This window comes from Burkholderia sp. ABCPW 11 (assembly GCF_001523445.1).
Classification (GTDB): Bacteria; Pseudomonadota; Gammaproteobacteria; order Burkholderiales; family Burkholderiaceae; genus Burkholderia.
This window is the reverse complement of record NZ_LOVM01000093.1, coordinates 215,144-238,635: the sequence shown is the minus strand read 5'-3', so window position 1 is coordinate 238,635 and position 23,492 is coordinate 215,144. Positions and strand designations below refer to the sequence as shown.

General features: G+C 66.8%; 22 protein-coding genes. 10 read left to right on the top strand and 12 right to left on the bottom strand.

All coding sequences use genetic code 11. The annotated features are described in order from the left end of the window. Window positions 1-9: 9 nt before the first annotated feature. Together WS61_RS30095 and WS61_RS30090 are read left to right on the top strand one after the other, a co-directional pair. Entirely contained in the window at window positions 10-1,029 is a 1,020-nt protein-coding gene (locus WS61_RS30095) for a threonine/serine dehydratase (RefSeq protein ID WP_059505980.1), read from the top strand. A gap of 134 nt (window positions 1,030-1,163) precedes the next feature. Beyond that, window positions 1,164-1,598 carry a DUF3574 domain-containing protein gene (locus tag WS61_RS30090; RefSeq protein ID WP_059505978.1) on the top strand — a complete coding sequence of 145 codons (435 nt, stop codon included), beginning with the start codon at window positions 1,164-1,166 and terminating at the stop codon, window positions 1,596-1,598. An 81-nt stretch (window positions 1,599-1,679) separates the two neighbouring features. On the opposite strand, the gene WS61_RS30085 is transcribed toward WS61_RS30090, so the two are convergent. Beyond that, window positions 1,680-4,202, bottom strand: coding sequence for a penicillin-binding protein 1A (locus tag WS61_RS30085; protein WP_059506105.1), 2,523 nt, complete (start codon window positions 4,200-4,202; stop codon window positions 1,680-1,682). 443 nt (window positions 4,203-4,645) lie between these two features. Here WS61_RS30085 and WS61_RS30080 point away from each other — a divergent pair, with 443 nt between their 5' ends. From WS61_RS30080 to WS61_RS30065, 4 genes are all read left to right on the top strand, one after another. Beyond that, window positions 4,646-5,326, top strand: a complete 681-nt coding sequence (locus WS61_RS30080) for a PspA/IM30 family protein (protein ID WP_059505976.1) — start codon at window positions 4,646-4,648, stop codon at window positions 5,324-5,326. Between the two features lie 89 nt (window positions 5,327-5,415). Then, window positions 5,416-6,594: a lipopolysaccharide assembly protein LapB gene (locus WS61_RS30075; RefSeq protein ID WP_059505974.1), complete on the top strand. Its 1,179-nt coding sequence runs from the start codon at window positions 5,416-5,418 to the stop codon at window positions 6,592-6,594. A gap of 236 nt (window positions 6,595-6,830) precedes the next feature. Further along, window positions 6,831-7,262 (top strand): large conductance mechanosensitive channel protein MscL, encoded by a 432-nt coding sequence (gene mscL, locus WS61_RS30070; RefSeq protein ID WP_059505972.1) that lies wholly within the window; start codon window positions 6,831-6,833, stop codon window positions 7,260-7,262. 333 nt (window positions 7,263-7,595) lie between these two features. Next, window positions 7,596-8,042, top strand: coding sequence for a hypothetical protein (locus WS61_RS30065; protein ID WP_006488003.1), 447 nt, complete (start codon window positions 7,596-7,598; stop codon window positions 8,040-8,042). A 66-nt stretch (window positions 8,043-8,108) separates the two neighbouring features. Here WS61_RS30065 and WS61_RS30060 read toward each other — a convergent pair whose 3' ends face one another. After that, complete coding sequence (locus WS61_RS30060; RefSeq protein WP_059505970.1) at window positions 8,109-9,002, bottom strand: NAD(P)-dependent oxidoreductase; 894 nt, start codon at window positions 9,000-9,002, stop codon at window positions 8,109-8,111. Between the two features lie 157 nt (window positions 9,003-9,159). Here WS61_RS30060 and WS61_RS30055 point away from each other — a divergent pair, with 157 nt between their 5' ends. Together WS61_RS30055 and WS61_RS30050 are read left to right on the top strand one after the other, a co-directional pair. Further along, complete coding sequence (locus tag WS61_RS30055) at window positions 9,160-9,369, top strand: dodecin (RefSeq protein ID WP_059505968.1); 210 nt, start codon at window positions 9,160-9,162, stop codon at window positions 9,367-9,369. Between the two features lie 218 nt (window positions 9,370-9,587). Then, on the top strand, window positions 9,588-10,517 hold the full coding sequence (locus tag WS61_RS30050; RefSeq protein ID WP_006762467.1) for a LysR substrate-binding domain-containing protein: 930 nt from the start codon (window positions 9,588-9,590) through the stop codon (window positions 10,515-10,517). Window positions 10,518-10,646: 129 nt separating this feature from the next. Here the strand turns inward: WS61_RS30050 and WS61_RS30045 are convergent, their stop codons facing one another. Continuing rightward, window positions 10,647-12,059, bottom strand: a complete 1,413-nt coding sequence (locus WS61_RS30045; RefSeq protein WP_059505966.1) for an 8-oxoguanine deaminase — start codon at window positions 12,057-12,059, stop codon at window positions 10,647-10,649. A gap of 529 nt (window positions 12,060-12,588) precedes the next feature. On the opposite strand from WS61_RS30045, the gene uraH reads away from it, so the two are divergent. Next, a complete protein-coding gene (gene uraH, locus WS61_RS30040; protein ID WP_059505964.1) occupies window positions 12,589-12,942 on the top strand; it encodes a hydroxyisourate hydrolase in 354 nt (117 codons plus the stop codon). A gap of 53 nt (window positions 12,943-12,995) precedes the next feature. Beyond that, a complete protein-coding gene (locus WS61_RS30035) occupies window positions 12,996-14,189 on the top strand; it encodes a urate hydroxylase PuuD (protein WP_059505962.1) in 1,194 nt (397 codons plus the stop codon). Window positions 14,190-14,288: 99 nt separating this feature from the next. On the opposite strand, the gene WS61_RS30030 is transcribed toward WS61_RS30035, so the two are convergent. The 9 genes from WS61_RS30030 to ldcA form a co-directional block, all read right to left on the bottom strand. Then, window positions 14,289-15,653: a hypothetical protein gene (locus tag WS61_RS30030; protein WP_059505960.1), complete on the bottom strand. Its 1,365-nt coding sequence runs from the start codon at window positions 15,651-15,653 to the stop codon at window positions 14,289-14,291. Window positions 15,654-15,854: 201 nt separating this feature from the next. Continuing rightward, window positions 15,855-16,367, bottom strand: coding sequence for an ureidoglycolate lyase (locus tag WS61_RS30025; protein ID WP_059505958.1), 513 nt, complete (start codon window positions 16,365-16,367; stop codon window positions 15,855-15,857). Beyond that, on the bottom strand, window positions 16,364-17,377 hold the full coding sequence (alc, locus tag WS61_RS30020) for an allantoicase (protein ID WP_059505956.1): 1,014 nt from the start codon (window positions 17,375-17,377) through the stop codon (window positions 16,364-16,366). The genes WS61_RS30025 and alc overlap by 4 nt, the downstream gene beginning before the upstream one ends. Before the next feature lie 75 nt (window positions 17,378-17,452). After that, the gene (gene uraD / locus WS61_RS30015; protein WP_059505954.1) at window positions 17,453-17,974 is read right to left on the bottom strand and encodes a 2-oxo-4-hydroxy-4-carboxy-5-ureidoimidazoline decarboxylase; all 522 of its coding nucleotides are present in this window, start codon (window positions 17,972-17,974) and stop codon (window positions 17,453-17,455) included. After that, window positions 17,971-18,924: an allantoinase PuuE gene (gene puuE, locus WS61_RS30010; protein ID WP_034207577.1), complete on the bottom strand. Its 954-nt coding sequence runs from the start codon at window positions 18,922-18,924 to the stop codon at window positions 17,971-17,973. The genes uraD and puuE overlap by 4 nt, the downstream gene beginning before the upstream one ends. A 161-nt stretch (window positions 18,925-19,085) precedes the next feature. Continuing rightward, entirely contained in the window at window positions 19,086-19,877 is a 792-nt protein-coding gene (locus tag WS61_RS30005) for an aspartate/glutamate racemase family protein (protein ID WP_059505953.1), read from the bottom strand. Window positions 19,878-19,887: 10 nt separating this feature from the next. Beyond that, a complete protein-coding gene (locus WS61_RS30000) occupies window positions 19,888-21,372 on the bottom strand; it encodes an NCS1 family nucleobase:cation symporter-1 (RefSeq protein WP_059505951.1) in 1,485 nt (494 codons plus the stop codon). Between the two features lie 147 nt (window positions 21,373-21,519). Beyond that, window positions 21,520-22,224, bottom strand: a complete 705-nt coding sequence (locus WS61_RS29995) for a GntR family transcriptional regulator (RefSeq protein ID WP_059505948.1) — start codon at window positions 22,222-22,224, stop codon at window positions 21,520-21,522. 308 nt (window positions 22,225-22,532) lie between these two features. Then, window positions 22,533-23,471: a muramoyltetrapeptide carboxypeptidase gene (gene ldcA / locus WS61_RS29990; protein ID WP_059505946.1), complete on the bottom strand. Its 939-nt coding sequence runs from the start codon at window positions 23,469-23,471 to the stop codon at window positions 22,533-22,535. Window positions 23,472-23,492 lie beyond the last annotated feature (21 nt).

Below are 23,492 nucleotides of genomic sequence, written 5' to 3'. Positions count from 1 at the left end.
CGCCACGTCATGTCGACTGAACAGCAAGGCACCGCCCATACGACGATCGACGGCGAGCCGATTCCGACGCTCGACGAAATCGCCGCGCAGCATTTCGCGTTGTCGCCCTGGGTCGCGCGCACGCCCGTGTTCGAACGCGCCGACCTGCCTTCCCTCGAAGGCACGCACGTCAACTTCAAGTTCGAACTGCTGCAGGCGAGCGGCAGCTTCAAGGCGCGCGGCGCGTTCACGCACCTGCTCGCGCTCGACGAAGGCCGCAAGAACGCCGGCGTCACCTGCGTGTCGGCCGGCAATCATGCAGCGGCCGTCGCATATGCGGCGATGCGGCTCGGCAGCAGCGCGAAGGTCGTGATGTTCCATACCGCGAGCCCGACGCGCATCGCGCAATGCAAGCAGTACCGCGCGGAAGTCGTGCTGGCGGGCAGCGCGTCGCAGGCGTTCGATCTCGTGCGGCGCATCGAGGCCGAGGAAGGGCGCTTCTTCATTCATCCGTTCAACGGCTATCACACGATCCTCGGCACCGCGACGCTCGGCTACGAATGGGCGACGCAAACGCCGGACCTCGACGCGGTGATCGTGCCGATCGGCGGCGGCGGTCTCGCGGCCGGCACGGCGACCGCGCTGCGGCTCGCGAATCCGCGCGTGCACGTGTACGGCGTCGAGCCGGAAGGCGCCGATGCGATGAGCCGCAGCTTCGCGGCCAATCACACGATCAAGATGAGCGCGATGCAGACGATCGCCGATTCGCTGATGGCGCCGCATACCGAGGAATACAGCTACCAGTTGTGCCGGCGCCACCTCGAGCGCATCGTCACCGTATCCGACGACGCGCTGCGCGCCGCGATGCTGTTCCTGTTCTCGCACCTGAAGCTGTCGGTCGAGCCGGCCTGCGCGGCCGCCCTCGCCGCGCTGCTCGGCCCGCTGCGCGAAACGCTGCAGGGCAAGCGCGTCGGCGTGCTGCTGTCGGGCACGAATACCGATCCCGCCACGCTCGGCATGCATCTCGCGCACGCGCAACTGCAACACTGATCGCGCGCCGGCCAACTCAGGGTTATCCCCAGATTATGTTGACAGCCCTGTTGATAACCCGCCGGACACGCACGCAAGTGGTTGAGCATGCAGCGTTTTGCGCGCGCGAAGGTCGATCGTCACGAAATGGGCAGATGCGGCGGCTGGCTGCATGCGCGGCGGCGCTCGCGCTGCTCGCCGGTTGCGCGGCGCCGCCCTCGTCCACCTCCCGCGCGCAACCCGCGTCCTGCACGCAACCGGGCGAAAGCCGCATGCTGCAGGCCGACCTGCTGTTCGGACGCGACATTGCCGGGCGCGGCCCCGTCACCGATTCCGAACGTGCGGCATTCCTCGCCGACACGGTCACGCCGCGCTTCCCCGACGGCCTCACCTACTGGGACACGCACGGCCAGTGGCGCGACCGCTGGACCGGCGGGGTCACGCGCGAAGACAGCTTCGTGATCCGTATCATCGCCGACGATACGCCCGACACGCGTACGCGGCTCGCCGCGATCCGGCAAGCGTACGTCAGGCGATTTCACCAGCAATCGGTCGGCATGACCGTCGTGCCGGCCTGCGCGTCGTTCTGATACACCGTCTTCCGGTGCCGGCCGCGTAAAAAAACGGGCGCCCGAAGGCGCCCGTCGCATGGGTGAAGAACAGCGTACCGCTTACTTGTTCTCGAACATGTCCATGATCTGCTGCTTCTCCTGCGGCGTGACGGGCGGCGGCGCGAGCCCTGCCGCGCCGGCCGAACCCAGTGCGTCGTTCGCGCTGATCGCGTTCTCGGCCGGGTTGATGTCGACGTTCGCGACGAAGCCGTTACCGGGCGTGCGATCGGCGTAGTACAGCTCGCCGTCGATCGTGGTCAGGCCGTCCGGCATCGGCATCTGCTGCTCGGGCACGCCGTTCAGCGCGGTGCGCATGTAGTTCACCCAGATCGGCAACGCGAGCTGCGCGCCGAATTCGCGGCTACCGAGGCTCTTCGGCTGGTCGAAGCCCATCCACGCGACCGCGACGAGCGACTGCTGATAGCCGGCGAACCAGCCGTCCTTCGCGTCGTTCGTGGTACCCGTCTTGCCCTGCAGGTCGTTGCGGCCCAGCGCGTTGGTACCCGCGCCCGTGCCGGCCGTCGCGACCGAATGCAGCAGGCTGTTCATCACGTACGCGTTGCGGCCTTCGATCGTGCGCGGCGCCGTACCGCCCGCGACCACCGGCTGCGACTTCTGCAACGGCTGGCCGCGCGCGTCGTCGACTTCGGCGATCAGGTACGGATCGACCTTGTAACCGCCGTTCGCGAACACCGCGTAGCCGGTCGCGAGCTGCAGCGGCGTCACGAGGCCCGCGCCGAGCGCCATCGGCAGGTAAGGCGGCGTCTTCGCCGGATCGAAGCCGAAGCGCTGCGTCACGTACTGCTGCGCATACTGCGTGCCGATCGACGCGAGGATCCGGATCGACACCAGGTTCTTCGAACGCTGCAGGCCGGTGCGCATCGTCATCGGGCCGTCGGGCTGGTCGTCGTCCTTCGGCTCCCATGCGGTGCCGCCCGGCACGCTCGGCGGGAAGTACAGCGGCGCGTCGTTGATCATCGTCGCCGGCCCGAGCCCCTTGTCCAGCGACGCCGAATAGATGAACGGCTTGAACGACGAGCCCGGCTGCCGCCATGCCTGCGTCACGTGGTTGAACTTGCTCTTGTTGAAGTCGAAGCCGCCGACGAGCGAGCGGATCGCGCCGTCCTGCGGCGCGATCGCGACGAGCGCGCCTTCGACCTGCGGCAACTGCACGACCTGCCAGCCCGTCTTGCCGTCCTTCAGCACGCGCACGACCGAGCCCGGCTTGATGCGCAGCGTGTTGTTCGCGCGGGCCCCGAGCGCGGCCGCTACGAAGCGCAGCCCGGCCGGTCCGATCGTCGTGGTCGCTCCGCCGACGAACTGCACCTCGACCGCGTTCGGCGAGGCGGACAGCACGACCGCCGACTGCAGGTCGCCGTTGTCCGGGTGATCGGCGAGCGCGTCGTCGATCGCCTCGTCGCGCTCGTCGCCGGCCGGCGGCAGGTTGATCGACGCTTCGGGGCCGCGATAGCCGTGACGGCGCTCGTAGTCGAGAATGCCGCGGCGCACGGCCTGATACGCGGCCTCCTGGTCGGCCGAGTTGATCGTCGTCGTGACGGTCAGCCCGCGCGTGTAGGTTTCGTCCTTGTATTGCTCGTACATCATCTGCCGCACCATCTCGGCGACGTACTCGCCGTGCACCGCGTACTGGTTGCCCGGCGTGCGCACGTGGATCTCTTCCTTGATCGCTTCGTCGTACTGCGGTTGCGTGATGTAGCCGATGTCGAGCATACGCTTCAGGATGTATTCCTGACGCACCTTCGCGCGCTTCGGATTGACGACCGGGTTGTACGCGGACGGCGCCTTCGGCAGCCCCGCGAGCATCGCCGCTTCCGCGAGCGTGATGTCCTTCAGGTCCTTGCCGAAGTACACGCGGGCCGCAGCCGCGAAGCCGTACGAACGCTGACCGAGATAGATCTGGTTCATGTACAGCTCGAGAATCTGGTCCTTCGTCAGGGCCTTCTCGATCTTGTACGCGAGCAGCATTTCGTAGATCTTGCGCGTATAAGTCTTCTCGCTCGACAGGAAGAAGTTGCGCGCGACCTGCATCGTGATCGTGCTCGCGCCCTGGCGCGCGCCGCCGTGCATCAGGTCGGCCACGCCCGCGCGCAGGATGCCGAGGAAATCGACGCCGCCGTGCTCGTAGAAGCGGTAGTCCTCGATCGCGAGCACGGCCTTCTTCATCACGTCGGGAATGTCCTGGAAGCGCACGAGGCTGCGGCGCTCCTCGCCGAACTCGCCGATCAGCACGTGATCGGCGGTGAACACGCGCAGCGGCACCTTCGGCTGGTAGTTGGTCAGCGCATCGAGCGACGGCAGTTGCGGCGCCATCACGACCAGCGCGTAGCCGACGATCAGCGCGCCGACGACCGCCAGTGTCGCGAACAGGCCGACGAACCACAGCGCGACGCGCGAGCCGAACGTGCGGCGGCGCCCTGCGCCACCTCCGCTGCGCTGCTGCGCGCGGCGGCCGTCGTCGCGATCGTCGTCATCGGGGTAATAGGCTCCGGACGGCGAACGGCGCAGCGTGTAGTGGGGTTCGTTCCTGTCGGAAGAAGAAGGCGGTCGTTTGATAATTGGCATGTCGGAATGGCGGGCGTACATCGCGCCCTCGGACGCATGCGGAAATGCAAGCGGATGAATCAGAGTGGGTGCATCGAGATGCGGCTGTCACGTCGACAGACCCCGCCGCGCGGCGATCCGTTCCCGCGACGTGACAGCGCATTTTAATGAAATCGACCGGGGGCCTTCGCGATTTTTTGTAAAAATTCCCGCAATGCCGTGATTTCCGGAACGTATTGTCGGCATCCTCGGCCTATGATGGACACGCAATGCGGCATGCGCGGGCGATTTTCTTTCAGTTGCGAAAGGTTTGGCGTCCCGATGCGCGAGCCGCTTGAACTCGCGCGTTTAAGCCGTATTTAAGTGAACCGGTGGTGTAATATCCGCCGGCTCACGCGGGCCCAAACCGGCTCGCGGCGGGCACTGCCGCGGTCGCGCGGCGCCTTTCAACCACGGAGGATTTCATGTCGCTTTTCGACTCTATTTCGCGCACGATCAAAGGTCTGCTGAACGATGCGGCCGATTCGGTACAGGATCCGTCGCGCGACGCACGGCAGATCGTGCGGGAGCTCGACGACAGCATCGGCCGTGCCGAGAATTCGCTGATCGAGATCGAGGCACAGGTCGCGACCCAACGCAGCAAGCGCGATGCGGCCGACGACAAGGTGAAGAAGTACGAGGACGGCGCGAAGCGTGCATTGCAGAGCGGCGACGAAGCGCTCGCCCGCGAGGCGCTCGCCGCCCAGTCGAATGCGGAAGCCGAGCGCGATGCGCTCGCGGCGGAGCTGACGACGCTCGAGCCGTCGGTCGAGAAGCTGAAGGGGCAGATCGCCGACATGCGTCAGCGCCGCAACGACCTGAATGCGCGCTCGAACATCCTGCAGGCCAAGCAGGAAATCGCGCAGGCGAAGGACGTGGCCGCCAGCGCGCTGGGCGGTATCGGCGGCAAGAACCTGTCCGAGGACTTCCAGAAGCTCGAGGACAAGGTCGCACTGCAGAACGCACGCTCGGATGCACGCCTCAATTCGGCCGACACGTCGAGCGGCAAGGCGCTCGACGACAAGCTCGCCGCGTTGAACAAGGGCCCGTCGGTCGAGGATCGCCTCGCCGCGCTGAAGAAGCAGCTCGATACGCCCGCGCAGTAACCGCCGCGCGGGCAACCGCGCCGCGCCCCGGCACGGGTGCGCGGCGCGCACCGATCGTCAGGAGACGGGCGCCTGCGCCCGGTTCGACCATGAAGAAATCCCTCGCCGCACTCGGCCTGTCGCTGATGTTGCTGTCGTCTGCCGCGTTTGCGGTCCCGTCGTTGCAGCAGGTCGAGCAATCGATCGCGCAGCGCGACTGGCAACGCGCCGACACGCAGCTGTCGCAAGTCATCGACGCCCATCCGAACAACGCGCACGCGCGCTACCTGTATGCGCAGGTGCTGGACCGCGAAGGCCGCGCATCCGACGCGCTCGCGCAACTGCAGCGCGCGAAATCGCTCGATCCGCAGTTGCGCTTCACCGACGCGTCGCGTTTCGCGCAGACGGAGTCGCGCATTCGCGCCGACGCCGCGCGCGTGAGCGGCAACACGCCGTCGGCCACGCAGGCCGGCACGCTGCAGCCGGGGCTCGCCCCCGCCGTCGCACCGGCCGACAAGCACGGCCCGTCGACCGGCATGTGGATCGGCCTCGGGCTGATCGTCGCCGTGATCGCGCTGGTGCTGCGCTGGACGCTGCGGCGCGCACGCACGGCCGACAACGGCCGCGCCGACGACGAACGCCGCACGCAGCTCAAGCGCGCGACCGACGTGCTGAACGACATCCGGCCGCTGAAGCTCGATGCGAAACTGTCGACGGCGCCCGGCGCCGCGGCGCTGACCGGCGAACTCGAAGCGATCGAGAACGACGCGCGCACGCTCGTCGAAACGCTGTCGAACGGCAAGAATCCGGTGCCGCCGTATCGCGTCGACGAACTCGAACAGCGTCACGCCAGCGTGAAGGCGCGCGTCGAAGGCCGCCCCGACCCGGCCGCGCAACCCGCAGCGCCGACGAACGGCAGCGGTTCCGTGTACGCGCAGGAAGCCGACCGCATGACGGGCGCCCAGGGCCAGCCGTATCAGCAACAGCCCTACCCGCCGCAGCAACCGTATCCGCAACAGCAGCCACCCGTCGTGATCCAGCAAGGCGGCGGTTTCGGCGGTGGAATGGGCGGGCTGCTGACCGGCGTGCTGCTCGGCGAAGCGATGTCCGGCGGCCGCGATCGCGTGGTCGAACGCGACGTGATCGTCGACGGCGAGCACCGCCGGCACGAATCCGACCCGGGCTTCGATCTCGGCCGCGGCGACGATTCGAACTGGAGCGACGGCAGCGGCGGCGGCGGGATGGACCTCGGCAGCAACGACGACGGCTGGACCGACGACAACACCTGAGCACCCGCGCACCGGGCGTCGACTCGCGTGTCGACACCCGGCACGCACGCTAGGCCCCGCTGCATGACCGGCCGCGCCGACCCGCGGATTTGTCAATCATTTCAAGATGGACTACCGGCAATGGGGCACGTTCGCTATCATGCGGCCATCGGCGTGCCACCGACCCTCATTCGACGCAAAGCAATCCAGCGCGTCGCGGCACGCCTCCCTCGCCCCCAACCAGGAGAAAGCCGCTCATGAGCATCATCAAGGAATTCAAGGAGTTCGCCGTCAAGGGCAACGTGATGGATCTCGCCGTCGGCGTGATCATCGGCGGCGCGTTCTCGAAGATCGTCGACTCGGTCGTGAAGGACCTCATCATGCCGGTCATCGGCGTGCTGACCGGCGGCCTGGATTTCTCGAACAAGTTCGTTCTGCTCGGCACCATCCCCCCGTCGTTCAAGGGTAATCCCGATTCGTTCAAGGATCTGCAGGCCGCGGGCGTCGCCGCATTCGGCTACGGCTCGTTCATTACCGTGGCGATCAATTTCGTGATCCTTGCGTTCATCATTTTCCTGATGGTGAAATTCATCAACAAGCTGCGCAAGCCGGAAGAAGCCGCGCCGGCCGAGACGCCGGAAGACACCGTGCTGCTGCGCGAGATCCGCGATTCGCTCAAGCAGCGCTGATCGTCACGCGCTCCGCCCGCCAGGCCCGCCTCGTGCGGGCCTTTTTATTGCGCACGCGATGCACCGCCGCATGCGGCCTATCTCATTTTTTTGTGACGAGCGAATGCACGCGCGGGAAAAGCAGGTCTATGATGGAGACTAAACGACAGTACGGGCGCCAAGACGCTGGCTGTGTCGATCATGGCGAGCAGGTCGACGGGAGACATTGATCGTCGTACTGCACGAATGCAGCATTTTCGTGTGCTATAAAGGATCGACATGCGGCGTACATAGCCGGGAGTGGGTCGCATGAAAGTGCCGCATTTCTTGCAATTGTTTTTGAGGCGAGTGTTTATGTCCTTCCCGAAAAAACGTCGGCGTGCGCCGCAGGATGGCCAGGAGTCGTTCCTCGCGGTCTTGCGCCACTCGAAACCGTTTGCCCAGCTCGACACCAAGATTGCCCGCGCCCGCGCGCAGGACGAGCCCGTCCTCTATGCGCACGTGCTGCCCGGCCTCGACGTGCTCCTGTGCAGCGTACGCGGCGCGCAGCCGCCCTATCCGGCCATCGCCGAACTGCGCAAGCGCTGCATCGAATCGATCGCCAACGCGCTCGAGCAGCCGCTCGACGGCCTCGAGAACGGCGGATACTGGTACGAAGCGAACGGCTTCGGCTTCCTCGTCTTTGCAAGCCGTGCGCGTGCGCGCATCCTGCCCGAGTTTGGTGCAGGCACGAAAGCCAGCCTGCGTGGCGGCCTCGGCCGCCAGAACGCGGGCGACACGACACCCCGCTCGCTCGGCTGAGCCGCCAGTCATTCGATGGGCCGCCTCCGGGCGGCCCATTTGCCATTCACGCGCCCCGCTTGCCGCTCACGACGCCTGCCGGCGACCGTTGTTCGGACGCACGATGTCGATGAACGCGGCGAAATCGGCCCCGGCGAGCCCCTGCGCAGCGCCGAGCCTCAGCACCTGCTGCACGGTGGCCGACACGGGCATCACCGCGCCCGTGTCGCGCGCGGCGTCCGCGATGGCATCGACATCCTTCTGAAACGTACTCAGTGCACCGATCGGTGGATGGCCGCCCGACGTCATGCGCGGCACGAACGTCTGCAGCAGCACCGAATCGGCCCACCCGCCGGCCAGCGCCTCGGCCAGACGCGCGGCGTCGATGCCGCTCGCCTGCGCCAGGCCGACCGCCTCGGCGATCGCGGTGACCGTCGCGGTGACGATCGCCTGGTTGCACAGCTTCGCCGTCTGGCCCGCGCCGGCGTCGCCCATGTGCGTGATGCGCGACGCATACGTATCGATCAGCGGGCGCACCGCATCGAGATCGGCCGTGCGGCCGCCGGCCATCACCGCGAGCGTGCCGGCCTGCGCGCCCGGCACGCCGCCGGACACCGGCGCATCGACCCAGCCGACTCCGAGTGCGGCCGCACGCGCCGCGTAGTCGCGCGTGGCGGCCGGCGGAATGCTCGAATGATCGACGATGCGCTGCAGGCGGCGCGTGCTCGCGTCCCCGGAAAGCAGCCCGTGCTCGCCGAACACGACGTCGCCGACCGCCCGGCCGTCGAGCACGCACACGAATACCGTCTCGACGCGTTCGGCCAGCTCGCGCGGCGTGCCGACCACCTGCGCGCCGTCCTTAACCAGCGCGTCGGCCTTGTCGCGCGAGCGATTCCACACGCCGACGCCATGCCCGGCCGCCAGCAGATGCCGAATCATCGGCGCGCCCATCAATCCCGGTCCGCAAAATCCGACTTCCACGATGTTCCTCGTCTCCGATATGGGTTGCACTTGCCGCCCATCATACCTATCACTCAAGAAGCCGGGCACGCATGGGACCGTTGCGGAACCGTAGCAGAACCGCTTCGGGACCGCGCCTTGCACCGGCCCATCATACGAACGTCCCAGGGAGCGCATCATGAGCGACCACGTATACAAGATGATCGAGCTGACCGGTTCGTCGCGGCAATCGAGCGACGACGCGATCCGCAACGCGATCTCGAAAGCCGGCAAGACGTTGCACAACCTGCACTGGTTCCAGGTGACCGAAACGCGCGGCCACATCGAAGGCGACCAGGTCGTGCACTGGCAGGTCACGCTGAAGGTCGGCATGCGCCTCGACGACTGACGCACCCGCCACCTCCCGCGCGCCGCGCTTCGGATTCGCGCAATCCGGATTCGCGCGGCGCCGCGCGCCCCGCGTTCCACCCCGTTCAGGTCCGTCGTCGCGGCCTGGCCGGCGGGCATCCGCGGGTATCCATCTCTTGACGCTGATTTTCGTTCATATTAAAAACGATATACCCGACCACCCCCTCGATCAGCCCAGCCATATAAACCGGAGATAACATGAGTCAGCAACGCGAGGCGATCGACACGTACCTCTTGCGCGTCTTGCACACCTTGTTGATGGAGCGCAGCGTCACGCGCGCGGCCGTCAAACTGAACCAGTCGCAACCGGCGATCAGCGCCGCGCTGCGGCGCCTGCGCGACATCACCGGCGATCCGCTGCTGGTGCGCGGCAAATCCGGCATGGTGCCGACCGAATACGGGCTGCGCCTGCTCGAGCCCGTGCAGAACGCGCTGCGTGAAATCGAGCGCATCAAGTTCCAGCAGCACAATTTCGATCCGGCCACGTCGATCCGCTGCTACCGGATCGGCTGTCCCGATTACCTGAACGTGCTGTTCGTGCCGACGGTCGTCGAACGCTTCCGTCAGGCCGCGCCGAACGCGACGCTCGAGTTCCACTCGCTCGGCCCCGCGTTCGACTACGAGCTCGCGCTGGAGGACGGCAAGCTCGACATCGTCGTCGGCAACTGGCCCGAGCCGCCCGAGCAACTGCACCTGTCGAACCTGTTCGTCGACGAAATCGTCTGCCTGATGAGCAACACGCACCCGTTCGCGAAGCGCGGCGGGCTCACGCTCGACCAATACCTGAACGCGCCGCATCTCGCGCCGACGCCGTACTCGGTCGGCCAGCGCGGTGCGATCGACGTGCATCTCGCGCGCGAACGGCTCAAGCGTCATGTGGTCGTCACGCTGCCGTACTTCAATCTCGCGCCTTACGTCCTCGTGAAGTCGGACCTGATCTTCACGACCACGCGGCTGTTCGCCGATCACTACGCGAAGTTCCTGCCGCTGTCGGTCGTGCCCGCGCCGCTCGACTTCCCGCCGATGCAGTACTACCAGCTGTGGCACGAGCGCTGCCATTACTCCGACGAAGTGCGCTGGCTGCGCAGCCTCGTCGCAGAAGCCACCCGCACGCTGATCGAGGCGTAATCGCATACGGCGCGCAGTGCGCGCCCGTCGCACCGTTACGCGGCGGCCCGGTGCGCGGCGCGGCGGGTCACGGCCGCAACGGCCGCGCGGCCGCTGCGTAGCGTGCGGCGCCACCGCCCCGCCGACGCGTCAACGCGACGCTTCCACCAGCGCCTGCGCAAGCACGTTGTGACGCTCGATCACGGGCGGCAGATCGAGCGTCGCGAGCCGCCCTTCCCGCACCACCACCTTGCCGTTCACCACCGTGTACGCCGTCTGCGACGGCGCACAGAACACGAGCGCCGCGACCGGATCGTGCAGCGCGCCCGCGAACAGCGGCTGACGCAGGTCGAACGCGGCGAAGTCCGCGGCCATGCCGGGTTTCAGTGCGCCGATGTCGTCGCGGTTCAACACCTTCGCGCCGCCGAGCGTCGCGATCTCGAGCGCTTCGCGCGCGGTCATCGCATCGGGCCCGAAGCCGACCCGCTGCAGCAGCAGCGCCTGGCGCACTTCCGCCACCATCTGCGCGCCGTCGTTCGATGCGGAACCGTCGACGCCGAGGCCGACCGGCACGCCCGCGAGCCGCATCTTCTTCACCGGCGCGATGCCGGACGCCAGCCGCATGTTCGAACATGGGCAGTGCGCGACGCCCGTGCCGGTACGCGCGAACAGGCCGATGCCCGCCTCGTCGAGCTGCACGCAGTGCGCATGCCACACGTCATGGCCGACCCAGCCGAGATCTTCCGCATATTCGGCGGGCGTCATCCCGAACTTCTCGCGGCTGTACGCGATGTCGTTGACGTTTTCCGCGAGGTGCGTATGCAGCGACACACCGTACTCGCGCGCGAGCACGGCCGCATCGCGCATCAGGTCGCGGCTCACCGAGAACGGCGAGCACGGCGCGACCACCACGCGCAGCATCGCGTAGCGGCCTTCGTCGTGATAGGTCTCGATCAGGCGCTGCGCGTCGCGCAGGATGTCGGGTTCGCGCTCGACGACCGAATCGGGCGGCAATCCGCCGTCGCGCTGGCCGACGCTCATCGCGCCGCGGCTCGCATGAAAACGCATGCCGATCCGCTGCGCGGCGCCGATGCTGTCGTCGAGGCGGCTACCGTTCGGGTAGATGTACAGATGGTCGCTCGACGTCGTGCAGCCCGACTGCAGCAGCTCGGCCATCGCGGTGAGCGTCGACACCTCGATCATCTCGGGCGTCAGGTGCGCCCAGATCCGGTACAGGTTCGTGAGCCAGCCGAACAGTTCGGCGTTCTGCGCGGCCGGCACCGCGCGCGTGAGGCTCTGGTACATGTGGTGGTGCGTATTCACGAGCCCCGGGATCACGAGGTGGCCGCGCAGGTCGAGCACTTCGTCGGCCGTGTCGGGCAGCTCGGCGGTCGGGCCGACCGCGACGATCCGGTTGTCTTCGATGTAGAGCCCCGCGTCGCGCAGCTCGCGGCGCGTATCGTCCATGGTCACGAGCACGTCGGCGTGCTTGACCAGCAGGGTCGTCGGGCGGGATGAAAAGGAGTTCGGCGCGCGTGCGCCGGCGTGCTGCTCGAAATTCATGCGTTCTCCGCGTCGGTCTGCCTCCAGGGGCTGCCCTGGAGGCGGTCACACAGCCGTTCGAACGCTGAATCGCGGCACGCCCGGTGCCTGCGTCCGTTCGAACGCCCTGGCCCGGTTACCCGGCGTGCTCGCCGTCTTCGGGGTACGCGCCGGCCACGGGCCGACGCGCACGGCGGGAGGATCGCCCAAGCGCGCGCCGCGCACAATACGCGATCCGGAATACCGCCCTTCAGGGATTCGGTATGGTACGCCGCCCGACGCCCCGCCGAGCGCCCGAGGGGTGCCCCGACGGGTGCCCGAAATCCGCGCTCGAAGCCGCTCCGGCGTGCCGTCGACAGCCGCTCATGCGCGGCGCATTATCTTCGATATCGCGCCCGTATTTGCGCGGGGAACCTTTTTACAATGCCTGCACGGCGCTCGCTTCAATCTCGCCGACGGGTATGTAGCCACGTGACGTGGAGCCTCGATCCGCCGCACGGTCAATGGATCGAGTCGCCGCCGAACCTCGCATTCACACAAGGAACAACGAATGGGAAAGCTCACTACCCACGTACTCGATACGGCGCACGGTCGCCCCGGCGCCGCCATCAAGGTGGACCTCTACGCGCTGGACGGCGATTCGCGCCGCGCGATCAAGACCGTGCTGACCAATAGCGACGGCCGCTGCGACGAACCGCTGCTCGAAGGCGCCGCGCTCGCCGCCGGCGAATACGAACTTGTGTTCCATGCCGGCGACTACTTCGCGGCGCTCGGCGTGAAGGTGCCCGTACCCCGCTTCGTCGACCGCGTCGTCCTGCGCTTCGGCATCGCCGACACCGGCTCGCACTACCACGTGCCGCTGCTCGTGTCGCCGTGGTCGTACAGCACCTATCGCGGCAGCTGACAGACGAATCGGCGCCTGCATCAAGACAAACGATCTGAGTCTGGAGGAGTTTCATGGAAGGCTTCATCACCGACTGGCTGAACCTCGCGCTGCGATGGCTGCACGTCATCGTCGCCATTGCGTGGATCGGCGAGTCGTTCTATTTCGTCGCGCTCGACAACAGCCTGAAACCGCCGACCGACCCGAACCAGCGCAAGCGCGGCGTGTTCGGCGAGCTGTGGCACGTGCACGGCGGCGGTTTCTACAACATGCAGAAGTACACGGTCGCCCCGCCGGAAATGCCCGACGACCTGCACTGGTCGAAGTGGCCGTCGTACACGACGTGGCTGTCGGGCTTCACGCTGTTCTTCGTGCTGTACCTGCTCGCACCGAACACGTACCTGATCGACAAGAACGTGCTCGACATGGGCCCGGTGGTCGCCGTGGCTTCCGCACTCGGCTTCCTCGCCGCCGGCTGGATCGTCTACGACTCGCTGTGCCGCATCCTCGGCACCAACGATCGCGTGCTCGGCATCTGCGTCGGCGTGTACGTCGTGATCGCCGCGTACCTCGCATGCCACATCTTCTCGGGCCGTGCCGCCTACCTGATCGTCGGCGCGATGCTCGCGACGATCATGTCGGCGAACGTGTTCTTCGTGATCATCCCCGGCCAGCGCAAGATGGTCGACAAGATGCTCAAGGGCGAGGAACCGAACCCGATCTACGGCAAGCGCGGCAAGCAGCGTTCGGTGCACAACACGTACTTCACGCTGCCGGTCGTGTTCGCGATGCTGTCGAACCACTATGCGATGACGTACACGAACAAGTTCAACTGGGTCGTGCTCGTGCTGATCATGCTGGCCGGCGCGCTGATTCGTCAGTTCTTCGTGATGCGCCACCGCGGCAAGCAGCTGTGGTATCTGCCGATCGGCGGTGTCGCGCTGCTGTCGGGCGCGCTGGTGTGGACGATGCCGAAGCCGGTCGCCCCGGAAGCGCAAGCGGCCAACGCACCGAAGGTCGCGATCCACGACATCATGCCGATCCTGCAGCAGCGCTGTGTCGAGTGCCACTCGTCGAAGCCGACGCTGATGGGCAGCGCGCCCGCGGGCGTGATGTTCGACACGCCGGAAGAAGTGTCGAAGAACGCGCAGCGCATCTACGACCAGGCCGTACGCCTGAAGGCGATGCCGATCGGCAACGTCACGCACATGACCGACGACGAGCGGATGAAGCTCGCCGCGTGGTTCGAGGGCGGCGCCGCGAAGTAAGCCCCCGGTTCGACCGCGCCTGAACGACTGGCCCGCTTCGGCGGGCCTGTTTTTTTGTATGCTGCGGGACCGCTCGACGGCGACGTCGAGCCGCACCGGTCAGCCGGCCGAATAGCGCGGCGCGTAGCTCGCCTTGCGCGCGACAAGCTGCGTCGCCCGCTCCGCCGGCGTGACGTAGCGAGTCGTCGCCGGCAGTACCGAGCGCAGGTCGGCCAGCTTCACGAGCATCGCATGCGCGGCAGGCGCCGCGCCGGCAGACGTCGCGGGTAGCCCTTGCCAGCGCAGATTCAGAAAGCCTTCGTGGATGCCGACCGTATCCACCCAGTTGTAGACGCCCGGATCGCTCGGCGATACGACGAACGTGAGCGTACCGTCCGGATTCGCGATCGCCTGGCTGTTGTTCAGCGACTGCGTGTGATTCACGTAGTCGGTCGTGATCAGCCAGCGGCCATAGGCGGGCGCAATGAAGTATTTCGCGCCGCCAAGGCTGACCGTCACCACCAACGCTTCGTCGTCGGCGATCCGGAACGCGCTGTAGGTGGCCGCCTGCGTCGACAGCCGCCCGGCCGAGCCACCCAGCGATACGGCCGGAATCGTATTGACCGGCTGCGCGTTCGCGAGCGCGTTGTAGCTGGCGAACGTGCTGCCGCCGTTGCCGACCTGCGCGGCCAGCGCGGCGATCATCTCGGCCTTGGTCGGCGCCGCCGCCGACGAAGCACCGGACACGCGCTCGACCGACAGATCGTCGAATTGCTGCACGCCCCATTCGGCGACGGTATCGCGAATGAAGAACGATGCGGCGACCGCCGGCAACACGACGTGATTGCCGGTACCGTCTCCCGCGCCGGAATCCGCGGTAATCGTGAAGCTGCCGTCCGCACCGACCCGCAGCTGATCGCCGGTCAGGTTCGACAGCGTCGCGTGACGGCTGTCCCACAAGCTGACGTTGCTGTCGACCGGGCCGTCGCGATGCACGTTACCGCGAATCACGTAACGCGCCGTCGGGTCGACCGGAAAGCTGCGATAAATCGTGTCCGGATTGTCGAACGTCGTGCGCGAGCCCGGCACGTCGATGCCGAACCACGTATGCGGCGCGGCGAGTCCGGAGATGACTTTCGGCGCGTTCGGATCACGGTTCGTGATCGCGAGCGCGCTCGACATCGCCGATTCGTCGACGGCCGTCTGCAGATAGGCGAGCGACTCGTCCGGCACGCCGCCCACCGCCTGGGCCGCAGCCAGCCATTGCGCCTTCAGCGCAGCCTTCGCCTGCACGACCGCGGGCGCGGCCACCAGTTCGAGCGCGAGTTTCTCCGCCGCGATCTGATCGGGCGTGGCCAGCGGGTTCGCGCTACGGGCCGCGCTCGTGCCGGTACTGGCGACGATGTCGCCGTCGCTGCCGTCGCATGCGGCGAGCGCCAGCACGGCCGCCGCCACTGCCGCGGCGATCGGGAGTCTTCCATTCATATCGGGATGTTCGTGGGAGGAGGTTCGAGGATTCGGAACGTACCGGCCCGCCGGGCCGACAAATCGGTCAAGATACCGGGCTCCCGTGCCGCGACGAACCAACGATATGGAATATGCAAAGTCCTCGCGCGACAACCGTGCGGCGAAATGAAAAAAGCCCGCGCATCGTGCGCGGGCTTCCCGGGTAACGCCGCCGTCGGCTCAGGCCGTCACCGCATCCAGTGCATCCTCGGTGAGCCACAGCGACTCCTGCAGATCCTGCTCGTTCAGGTTCAGCCCGTCGCCGCCGCGATCGACGACGATGAAGTCGCTCACGCCGCCCAACGCGATCAGCGGGTGATGCCATACGCCCTTCGCGTAGTTGACGCCCTGCCAGCCGCTCGTCACGAATGCGCGGATCTTCGCGGGATCGAGTTCGCCCGCGGGCGCGACGACGACGAGATACGGCTGGTCGTTCAGCGGCACGAACGCCTGACTGCCGAGCGGATGCCGCTCGAGCATCTTCACCTCGAACGGCAGCGTGCGCGGCTGGCCGCGGAACAGGTTGACGAGCGTGCGGCCGCCTTCATCGGTCACGTCGACTTTCGCGAGATCGTGAAAGCGGATCGTCGTGCCGAGGTTGATCGGGATCTGCTTGGCCCCTTCCGTTTCGATCACGTCGCCGAACGGCGCAAACGCTTCCTTGGTCAGCGGTTCGATGGCAAGCGTCTTCATTTGTCGAGCGTCCCCCACAGACGCAGGCGCGACACGCCGCCGTCCGGAATGATATTCAGCCGCACGTGCGTGACGGGGCCGAGCGATGCGACGTCGTGTTCGAAGTAGTGCTGCTTGTCCATCTGCAGCTTCTGTTCGCCGAGCAGCACCGGCCAGAACATCGACTGCGTGATCAACGAGCTGTCCGTGCCGCCCGACACATAGGCAGCCTGGATCGAGCAGCGATCCGGGTAATTGCCCTTGAAGAACGCGGTATCGACTTCGATCTTGCGAATCACGCCCGGGTGCGCGAGCGCGATGATCGCCCAATCGTTGCCCGGTTCGCGGCGGCGGCGGGTTTCCCAGCCGTCGCCCATGTTCACGCCGCGGCCCGGCAGCAGCAGGTTCGACGCGACGCCGAAGTGCTGGTTGTTCGCCGCCACCACGTAACCGCCGTTTTCCATCGCCGCGAGGTCGAACTGCTCGGTCGCGCTCGCGCCGGCCCAGTCGAGCTGCGGCTGGCCGTACACGCGCAGGCGCGCGATGCCGCCGTCCGGGTAGATGTTTATGCGCAGGTGCGTGAACGCGCGCGCGTCGCTCGCTTCGACGTAGTGATGGCTGTTGCCTTGCAGCGTGGTCGACGCGACGATCTCGACCCACTCGGTGGCCTGCGTCGGCGCGCCGTCGGCCACGAACGCGGCCTCGATCGACGCCGCCGGCGGGAAGTTGCCGGTGAAGTGGCTCGTGTCGATGTCGAAGCCCTTGATCACGCCGGGGCGCGCGAGCTTGACGATGCACCAGTCGTAGCCGGTCGTGCGCTTGCGGCGCGTCTCCCAGCCGTCCATCCACTTGCCGTGGTCGTCGTACTTGCCGGGGATGAAGACGGCGGGCTCGGGGTTCAGCATCCGGTCCTTCGGCGCGAAGAAATCGTCGCTGGCCTCGAGCGCCTGCGCACCGAGACGCGGGTCGGCAAGATTCACGTAGCGCCGCGTGAAATCGGGTGCGTTCGGATCGAGAAGCGGAACAGCCATGATGTTTCCTTGTTTCAGTGAGGCGATCGGGCCGCTGCGACGCAGCAGGCCGTATTGCGGTGTCAGGCGGCGGTGTCAGACGTCGATCAGGTCGTCGAGGCGAAAGCGCGCGATCCGGTAAATCTGGTCGAGGCTCGCGCGCAGCTCCTCGGCCCGCGAATGATTCACGCGCGACTCGAAGTTCGCGATGATGCCGTGGCGGTCATAGCCGCGCACCGCGAGGATGAACGGGAAGCCGAACTTCTCGCGATACGTGCGGTTCAGCGTCAGCAGCTTGTCGAATTCTTCTTGCGTGCACTGGTCGAGGCCCGCGCCGCTTTGCTCGCGGGTCGACTCGGCCGTCAATTCGCCGCGCACGGCGGCCTTGCCGGCCAGCTCCGGGTGGGCGTTGATCAGCGCGAGCTGGCGCGCTTCGCCGCTGGTTTCCACCGCATCCGACATCGTCTTGTGCAGCGCGTCGATACTCGCGAACGGCCGCTCGCCCGCGGCGACCTCGGCCACCCACGGCGAATGCTCGAAAATCCCCGACAACGCCGCGACGAATGCGCTCGGCGCCATCGTGTTCAGTTGTTCCAACGTGTAGCGCATCGCCTTCATGCTTTCCCTTCGTTTCGATGATTGGGCTGATACGGATGATGTTCACGCCAGTGACGCGCGATATCGACACGGCGCGTCACCCATACGCGATCGTGCTTCTCGATGTGATCGAGGAAACGCTGCAGCCCGCGGAACCGGCCCGGCCGGCCGAGCAGCCGGCAGTGCATGCCGATCGACAGCATCTTCGGCGCCTCGTCGCCCTCCGCGTACAGCACGTCGAATGCGTCGCGCAGGTAGTGGAAGAAGTGATCGCCGGTGTTGAAGCCCTGCGGCGTCGCGAAACGCATGTCGTTCGTGTCCAGCGTGTACGGCACGATCAGTTGCGGCGACGTGCGGCCGCCCGACACCTCGACGTCCATCCAGAACGGCAGGTCGTCGCCGTAGTTGTCGGAGTCGTACAGGAAGCCGCCGTATTCGGCGACCAGGCGATGCGTGTTCGGGCTGTCGCGGCCGGTATACCAGCCGAGCGGGCGCTCGCCCGTCACGCGCTCGATCGCTTCCATCCCGAGGCGCATGTGTTCGGCTTCGAGTTCCGGCGTCATGCTCTGGTAGTGAATCCAGCGCCAGCCGTGGCACGCGATTTCATGGCCGAGCTCGACGAATGCGCGCGCAAGCTCCGGATGACGCTCGATCGCCATGCCGACGCCGAATACCGTCAGCGGCAGCCCGCGCTTCTCGAATTCGCGCAGGATGCGCCACACGCCGGCCCGCGACCCGTATTCGTAGATCGACTCCATGCTCATGTGGCGGTCCGGATACGCGGCGGCGCCGACGATTTCGGACAGGAACTGCTCGGAGCCCGGATCGCCGTGCAGCACGCAGTTCTCGCCGCCCTCCTCGTAATTCAGCACGAATTGCACGGCGACGCGGGCGCGCCCCGGCCAGTTCGCCTGAACGGGATGGCGGCCGTAGCCGATCAGGTCGCGAGGATAGTTGGGATCGAGTGACATGGTTCGAAATGCAACGAATGCGGGCTGAGTGAGCGGGCTGAAATAATGGGTTCGCATCGACGGCGCGGCGCCCGGAAGCGGGCCGCACCAGCCGATGCGACGACGGCCCAGTGTAGCGAAAACGTTCATACGCGCCCATACAGCGGCGCAGATAGTGCGTGTCAGACGGTGTGTATGTGCGGGTGCGGCAAATCCGGGACCGGTTCCGCCGTATCCCCGTCCGGCGGACTGAAGCGGGCGAACGCACCGTCGTAGCGCTTCGGCAGCGGCCGCGCGTAGTCGCCGCGCTTCGCGGTCGCGAGGCGCAACGCGACGAGCGCCTCGGCCCACTTGACGGCCGCCGTGACGCCCTCGACCACCGGCGCACCGATCTGCTGCTCGATCTCGTGCGCGAATTCGGCCATCCCCGCGCAGCCGAGCACGATCGCGTCGGCACCGTCCTCGTCGAGCGCGCGCCGGCATTCGTCGACGATGATCCGGCGCGCGGCCGAGCCGGGCCGGTCGAGTTCGAGCACCGCGACGTCGGTTGCGCGCACGTTGCGGCAGAACCGCTTCATCCCGTAGCGCTCCGCGAGGTGCCACGCCATCCCGCAGGTACGCGCGAGCGTCGTGACGACCGAGAAGCCCGGCGCGAGCACGCTTGCTGCATGCATCGCGGCCTCGGCGATGCCGATCACCGGCCCGCGCGCGAGTTCCCGCGCCGCATACAGGCCCGGATCGCCGAAACACGCGATCACGTATGCGTCGCAGCCGTCGCGCTCGCCCTGCGCGATCTCGGCGAGCAGCCCCGGCGTCGCGAGCGCCTCGTCGTAATACCCTTCGATCGACGGCGGCCCCATCGGCGGGCTCACGGCCACGATCTCCGTGCCGGCGGCCGCGACCTCGCACGCGCAGCGGCCCATCGCGTCGGTCATCCGCTGCGTCGTATTCGGATTGATCAGTCGGATCTTCATCGCAGGCTCCTTACGCCTTCGCGCCTGCCAGCAGCCGGTAGAACCCGAAGCCGAGCCCCGCGCCGATGAACCACGAGAAATTCGCGACGCCCTGCCAGCCCGGCACCATCACGCACACGACCGCGATCACCGCAGCCGGCAGCAGCGCGGCGAGCGCGCGGCGGTTCACGCCGCCCGTGTACCAGTAGGCGCCGCTTTCCGACATCGTGTACAGGTCGTCGCGCACGAGGCGGCCGCGCTTGACGAGGTAGAAGTCGGCGATCAGCACGCCGTACAGCGGGCCGATGAACGCGCCGAGCACGTCGAGCGTGTAATGGATCACCGCCGGGTTGTTGAACAGGTTCCACGGCGTGATGAAGATCGACGCGACGGCGGCGAGCATCCCGCCCGCGCGCCAGCTGATCAGGCGCGGCGCGACGTTCGAGAAATCGAACGCGGGAGACACGAAGTTCGCGACGATGTTGATGCCGATCGTCGCGATCGTGAACGTCAGCGCGCCGAGGATCACCGCGGTCGGATGGTCGATGCGGCCGACCGTCTCGACCGGGTCGGTGATCAGTTCGCCGAACACCGGCAGCGTCGCGGCGGTGGTGATCACCGTGACGAGCGAGAACGCGAGGAAGTTGACGGGCAGCCCCCAGAAATTGCCGCGCTTCACGTCGCCGAACGAGCGGCAGTAGCGCGAGAAGTCGCCGAAGTTGAGCATCGGCCCGGAGAAGTACGACACGACGAGCGACACGGCGGTGATCATCACCGGAATCACTTCGGCGCCGTGATACTTGACGCCGCCGAGGTTGATGCCGATGTTGCGCCAGCCCGCGCGCCACACCATGTAGCCGGCCAGGATGAACATCACGACATAGACGGCCGGGCCCGCGAAGTCGATGAACTTCTTGATCGTCTCCATCCCGTTCCAGAACACGAACGCCTGGAGCACCCACAGCAGCATGAAGCCGGCCCAGCCGACCGCCGACAGCCCGAGGAAGCCGTAGCGATGGACGTCCGCATACGGCAGCCATTGCGGGAAGAATTTCAGCACGACGATCACGAGCGCGCTCGACGCGAGATAAGTCTGGATTCCATACCATGCGATCGCGATCAGCCCGCGGATCACGGCCGGCACGTTCGCGCCCAGCACGCCGAAGGTCGCGCGGCACGCGACCGGATACGGCACGCCGATCTGCTGGCTCGGCCGCGCGATCAGGTTGCACAGCCCGTTCACGAGGCCGATGCCGACGATCAGCGCAATCAGCACCTGCCAGCTCGTCAGCCCGAGCGCGAACAGGCTGCCCGCGAACACGTAGCCGCCGACGCTGTGCACGTCCGACATCCAGAACGCGAAGATGTTGTACGCGCCCCACGTCTGATTTTTTAGGGGTGCCAAATCTTCGTTATACAGACGTTCGCTGTAACCGTCCGGCAATGCCGGACCGCCGCCCTCGCCGCCTTCTTCCGCCGGATAGGCGCTGTCGTGCGCCACACTGAATTGAGCCATGACTTCTCCTTGACGCGGCCGGAAGGCCGCTCCACCGTCATCGATATCGCTCCGGATCGTCGCCCGGAGTCGGACCCGCGGCCCTCGGCAAACACCGCAGGCCTGCATTGCTCTCGTCGTGTGGCGCGGCCGGGTTCGCGTCGCCGCTCAGGCGCCGCCGAACACTTCGCGCAAATCGACCTGCCCTTGCGCGGGCCGGTCCAGCATCTTCAGTTCGACATGCTGCAGGTGGCGCGCCATCAGCGTCACCGCCTGCTTCGGATCGCCCGCCTCCAGTGCGGCGAGGATCTCGTCGTGGTCGTCGCACGAACACGGGCTGCGCCCGTGCGATTCGTACAGCGCCGACATCAGCGTCGAGCGTGCGACGAGCCCTTCGAGGCACTCGCTGAGCGTCGCATTGCCCATCAGCGTCGCGAGCGCCGTATGGAATTCGCCCGACAGCCGGATCCACGCCGCGAAGTCGTGCCGCTCGAACGCCTTGCGTTCCTTGTCGATCAGCGCCGCGACGCCCTTCAACCGCCTGGCGCCGGGGCCGGTCGCGAGCCGCTCGACCACGGCCAGCTCGATGATCCGGCGCATCTCGAACACTTCGTGCACGTCCTGCAGCGACGGGCTCGCGACGAACGCGCCGCGGTTCGGCTCGAGGTCGACCAGTTTGTCGGTCGCGAGCTGCGCGAGCGCCTGGCGGATCGTCCCGCGCTTCACGCCGAACACTTCGCAGAGCTGCGCCTCCGTCAGCTTCGCGCCGGGCGCGAGCCGATGCTCGAGGATCGCGGTGCGGATGCGCTCGGCGATCGCTTCGGGACCGACTGCGCCGGACGGATGGGAATCGGGCTCGTTCATGATCTGCATCGTGTGATGGTCCTCATCCTAGGATGGACATAAAGATTGTCAACAATTCTTTTGCGAGATTTCGCACGATCGGCGTGCGTCGGCGTGTCCCCATTCGGTGCAACGTGCACGAGATCCATGCACCACAAGCTTGGAAAGCAAGACGGAGGCCTTTCTCGTCGTATACCCTCCCGGCTATTTTGTTGACAAAAATGGTGCAAAACCGAGCGAAGACCGTGTGGGCGTCGACGAAAAATATTGACCGTTAGTTGCGTACTTACATAAAGAAAAAGGCGGGGAAACCCGCCTTTCGATCGATCGCGCCGGCGTCAGCCGAGATGCGGATAGTCCGACACCGTCAGCCGGAACCCGTGCGCATTCGCGACCAGTTGCGCCTGGGCGCCGAACGGCAGCGTCAACAGATCGGGCACATGGCCGAACTGGAGCCCCGTGACGACCGGAATCCCGACCACCGCGCGCACCTGGTCGATCATCGCCTGCATGTCGTAGCCGTTGTCGTACTCGAACGGCCGCGCGCCGGTGAACTGGCCGAGCACGAGCGCCTGCTGGCGCGCGAGCAGCCCGGACAGGTGCAGTTGATAGATCATCCGCTCGATCCGGAACGGCTGCTCGTTGACGTCTTCGATGAACAGGATGCCGCCCTCGATGTCGGGCATGTACGGCGTGCCGACCAGCGACGTGAGGATCGCGAGGTTGCCGCCCCACAGCGTGCCCGTCACGTTCACCGTCTGCACCTGCGGTGCGTCGGCGACGATCGTCGTGCTCGGCTGCGTCAGCGTCTGCCAGAAATGCTGCATCGTGAAGTCGCTCGGCGTTTCCGCGCCGAAATCGGCCGACAGCATCGGGCCGCCGAACGTCTTGATGCGCGCCTTCGCGTACAGCGCCAGCTGGATCGCCGTGAAATCGCTGTGACCGACGAGTGCGATCGGCTGGTCGCGCAGCCGGCGCTCGAGCCCGCGATAGTCGAGCCCGTGCAGGATGCGCGCGGCGCCGTAGCCGCCGCGCACCGCGAGCGCGATGTCCGGCAGCGGCCGCTCGGGATCGGCGAGGCGGTTCAGATCGCCCGCCCGCTCGCCGTCGGTGCCGCCGAAACGCTGGAAGCGACGCTGCGTCGCCTCGACGTTCTCGATGCGCTGCTGCGCGGTGCTGAGGCGCTCGAGCGCGCGGTTGATCGCGTCGGGGTCGTGCGGATAGCCGGACGGCGCCAGCAGGCGGATGGTGTAGGACGCGGCGGGCTGGAAGGACATGGCGAAAGGTGTCGGGATCGT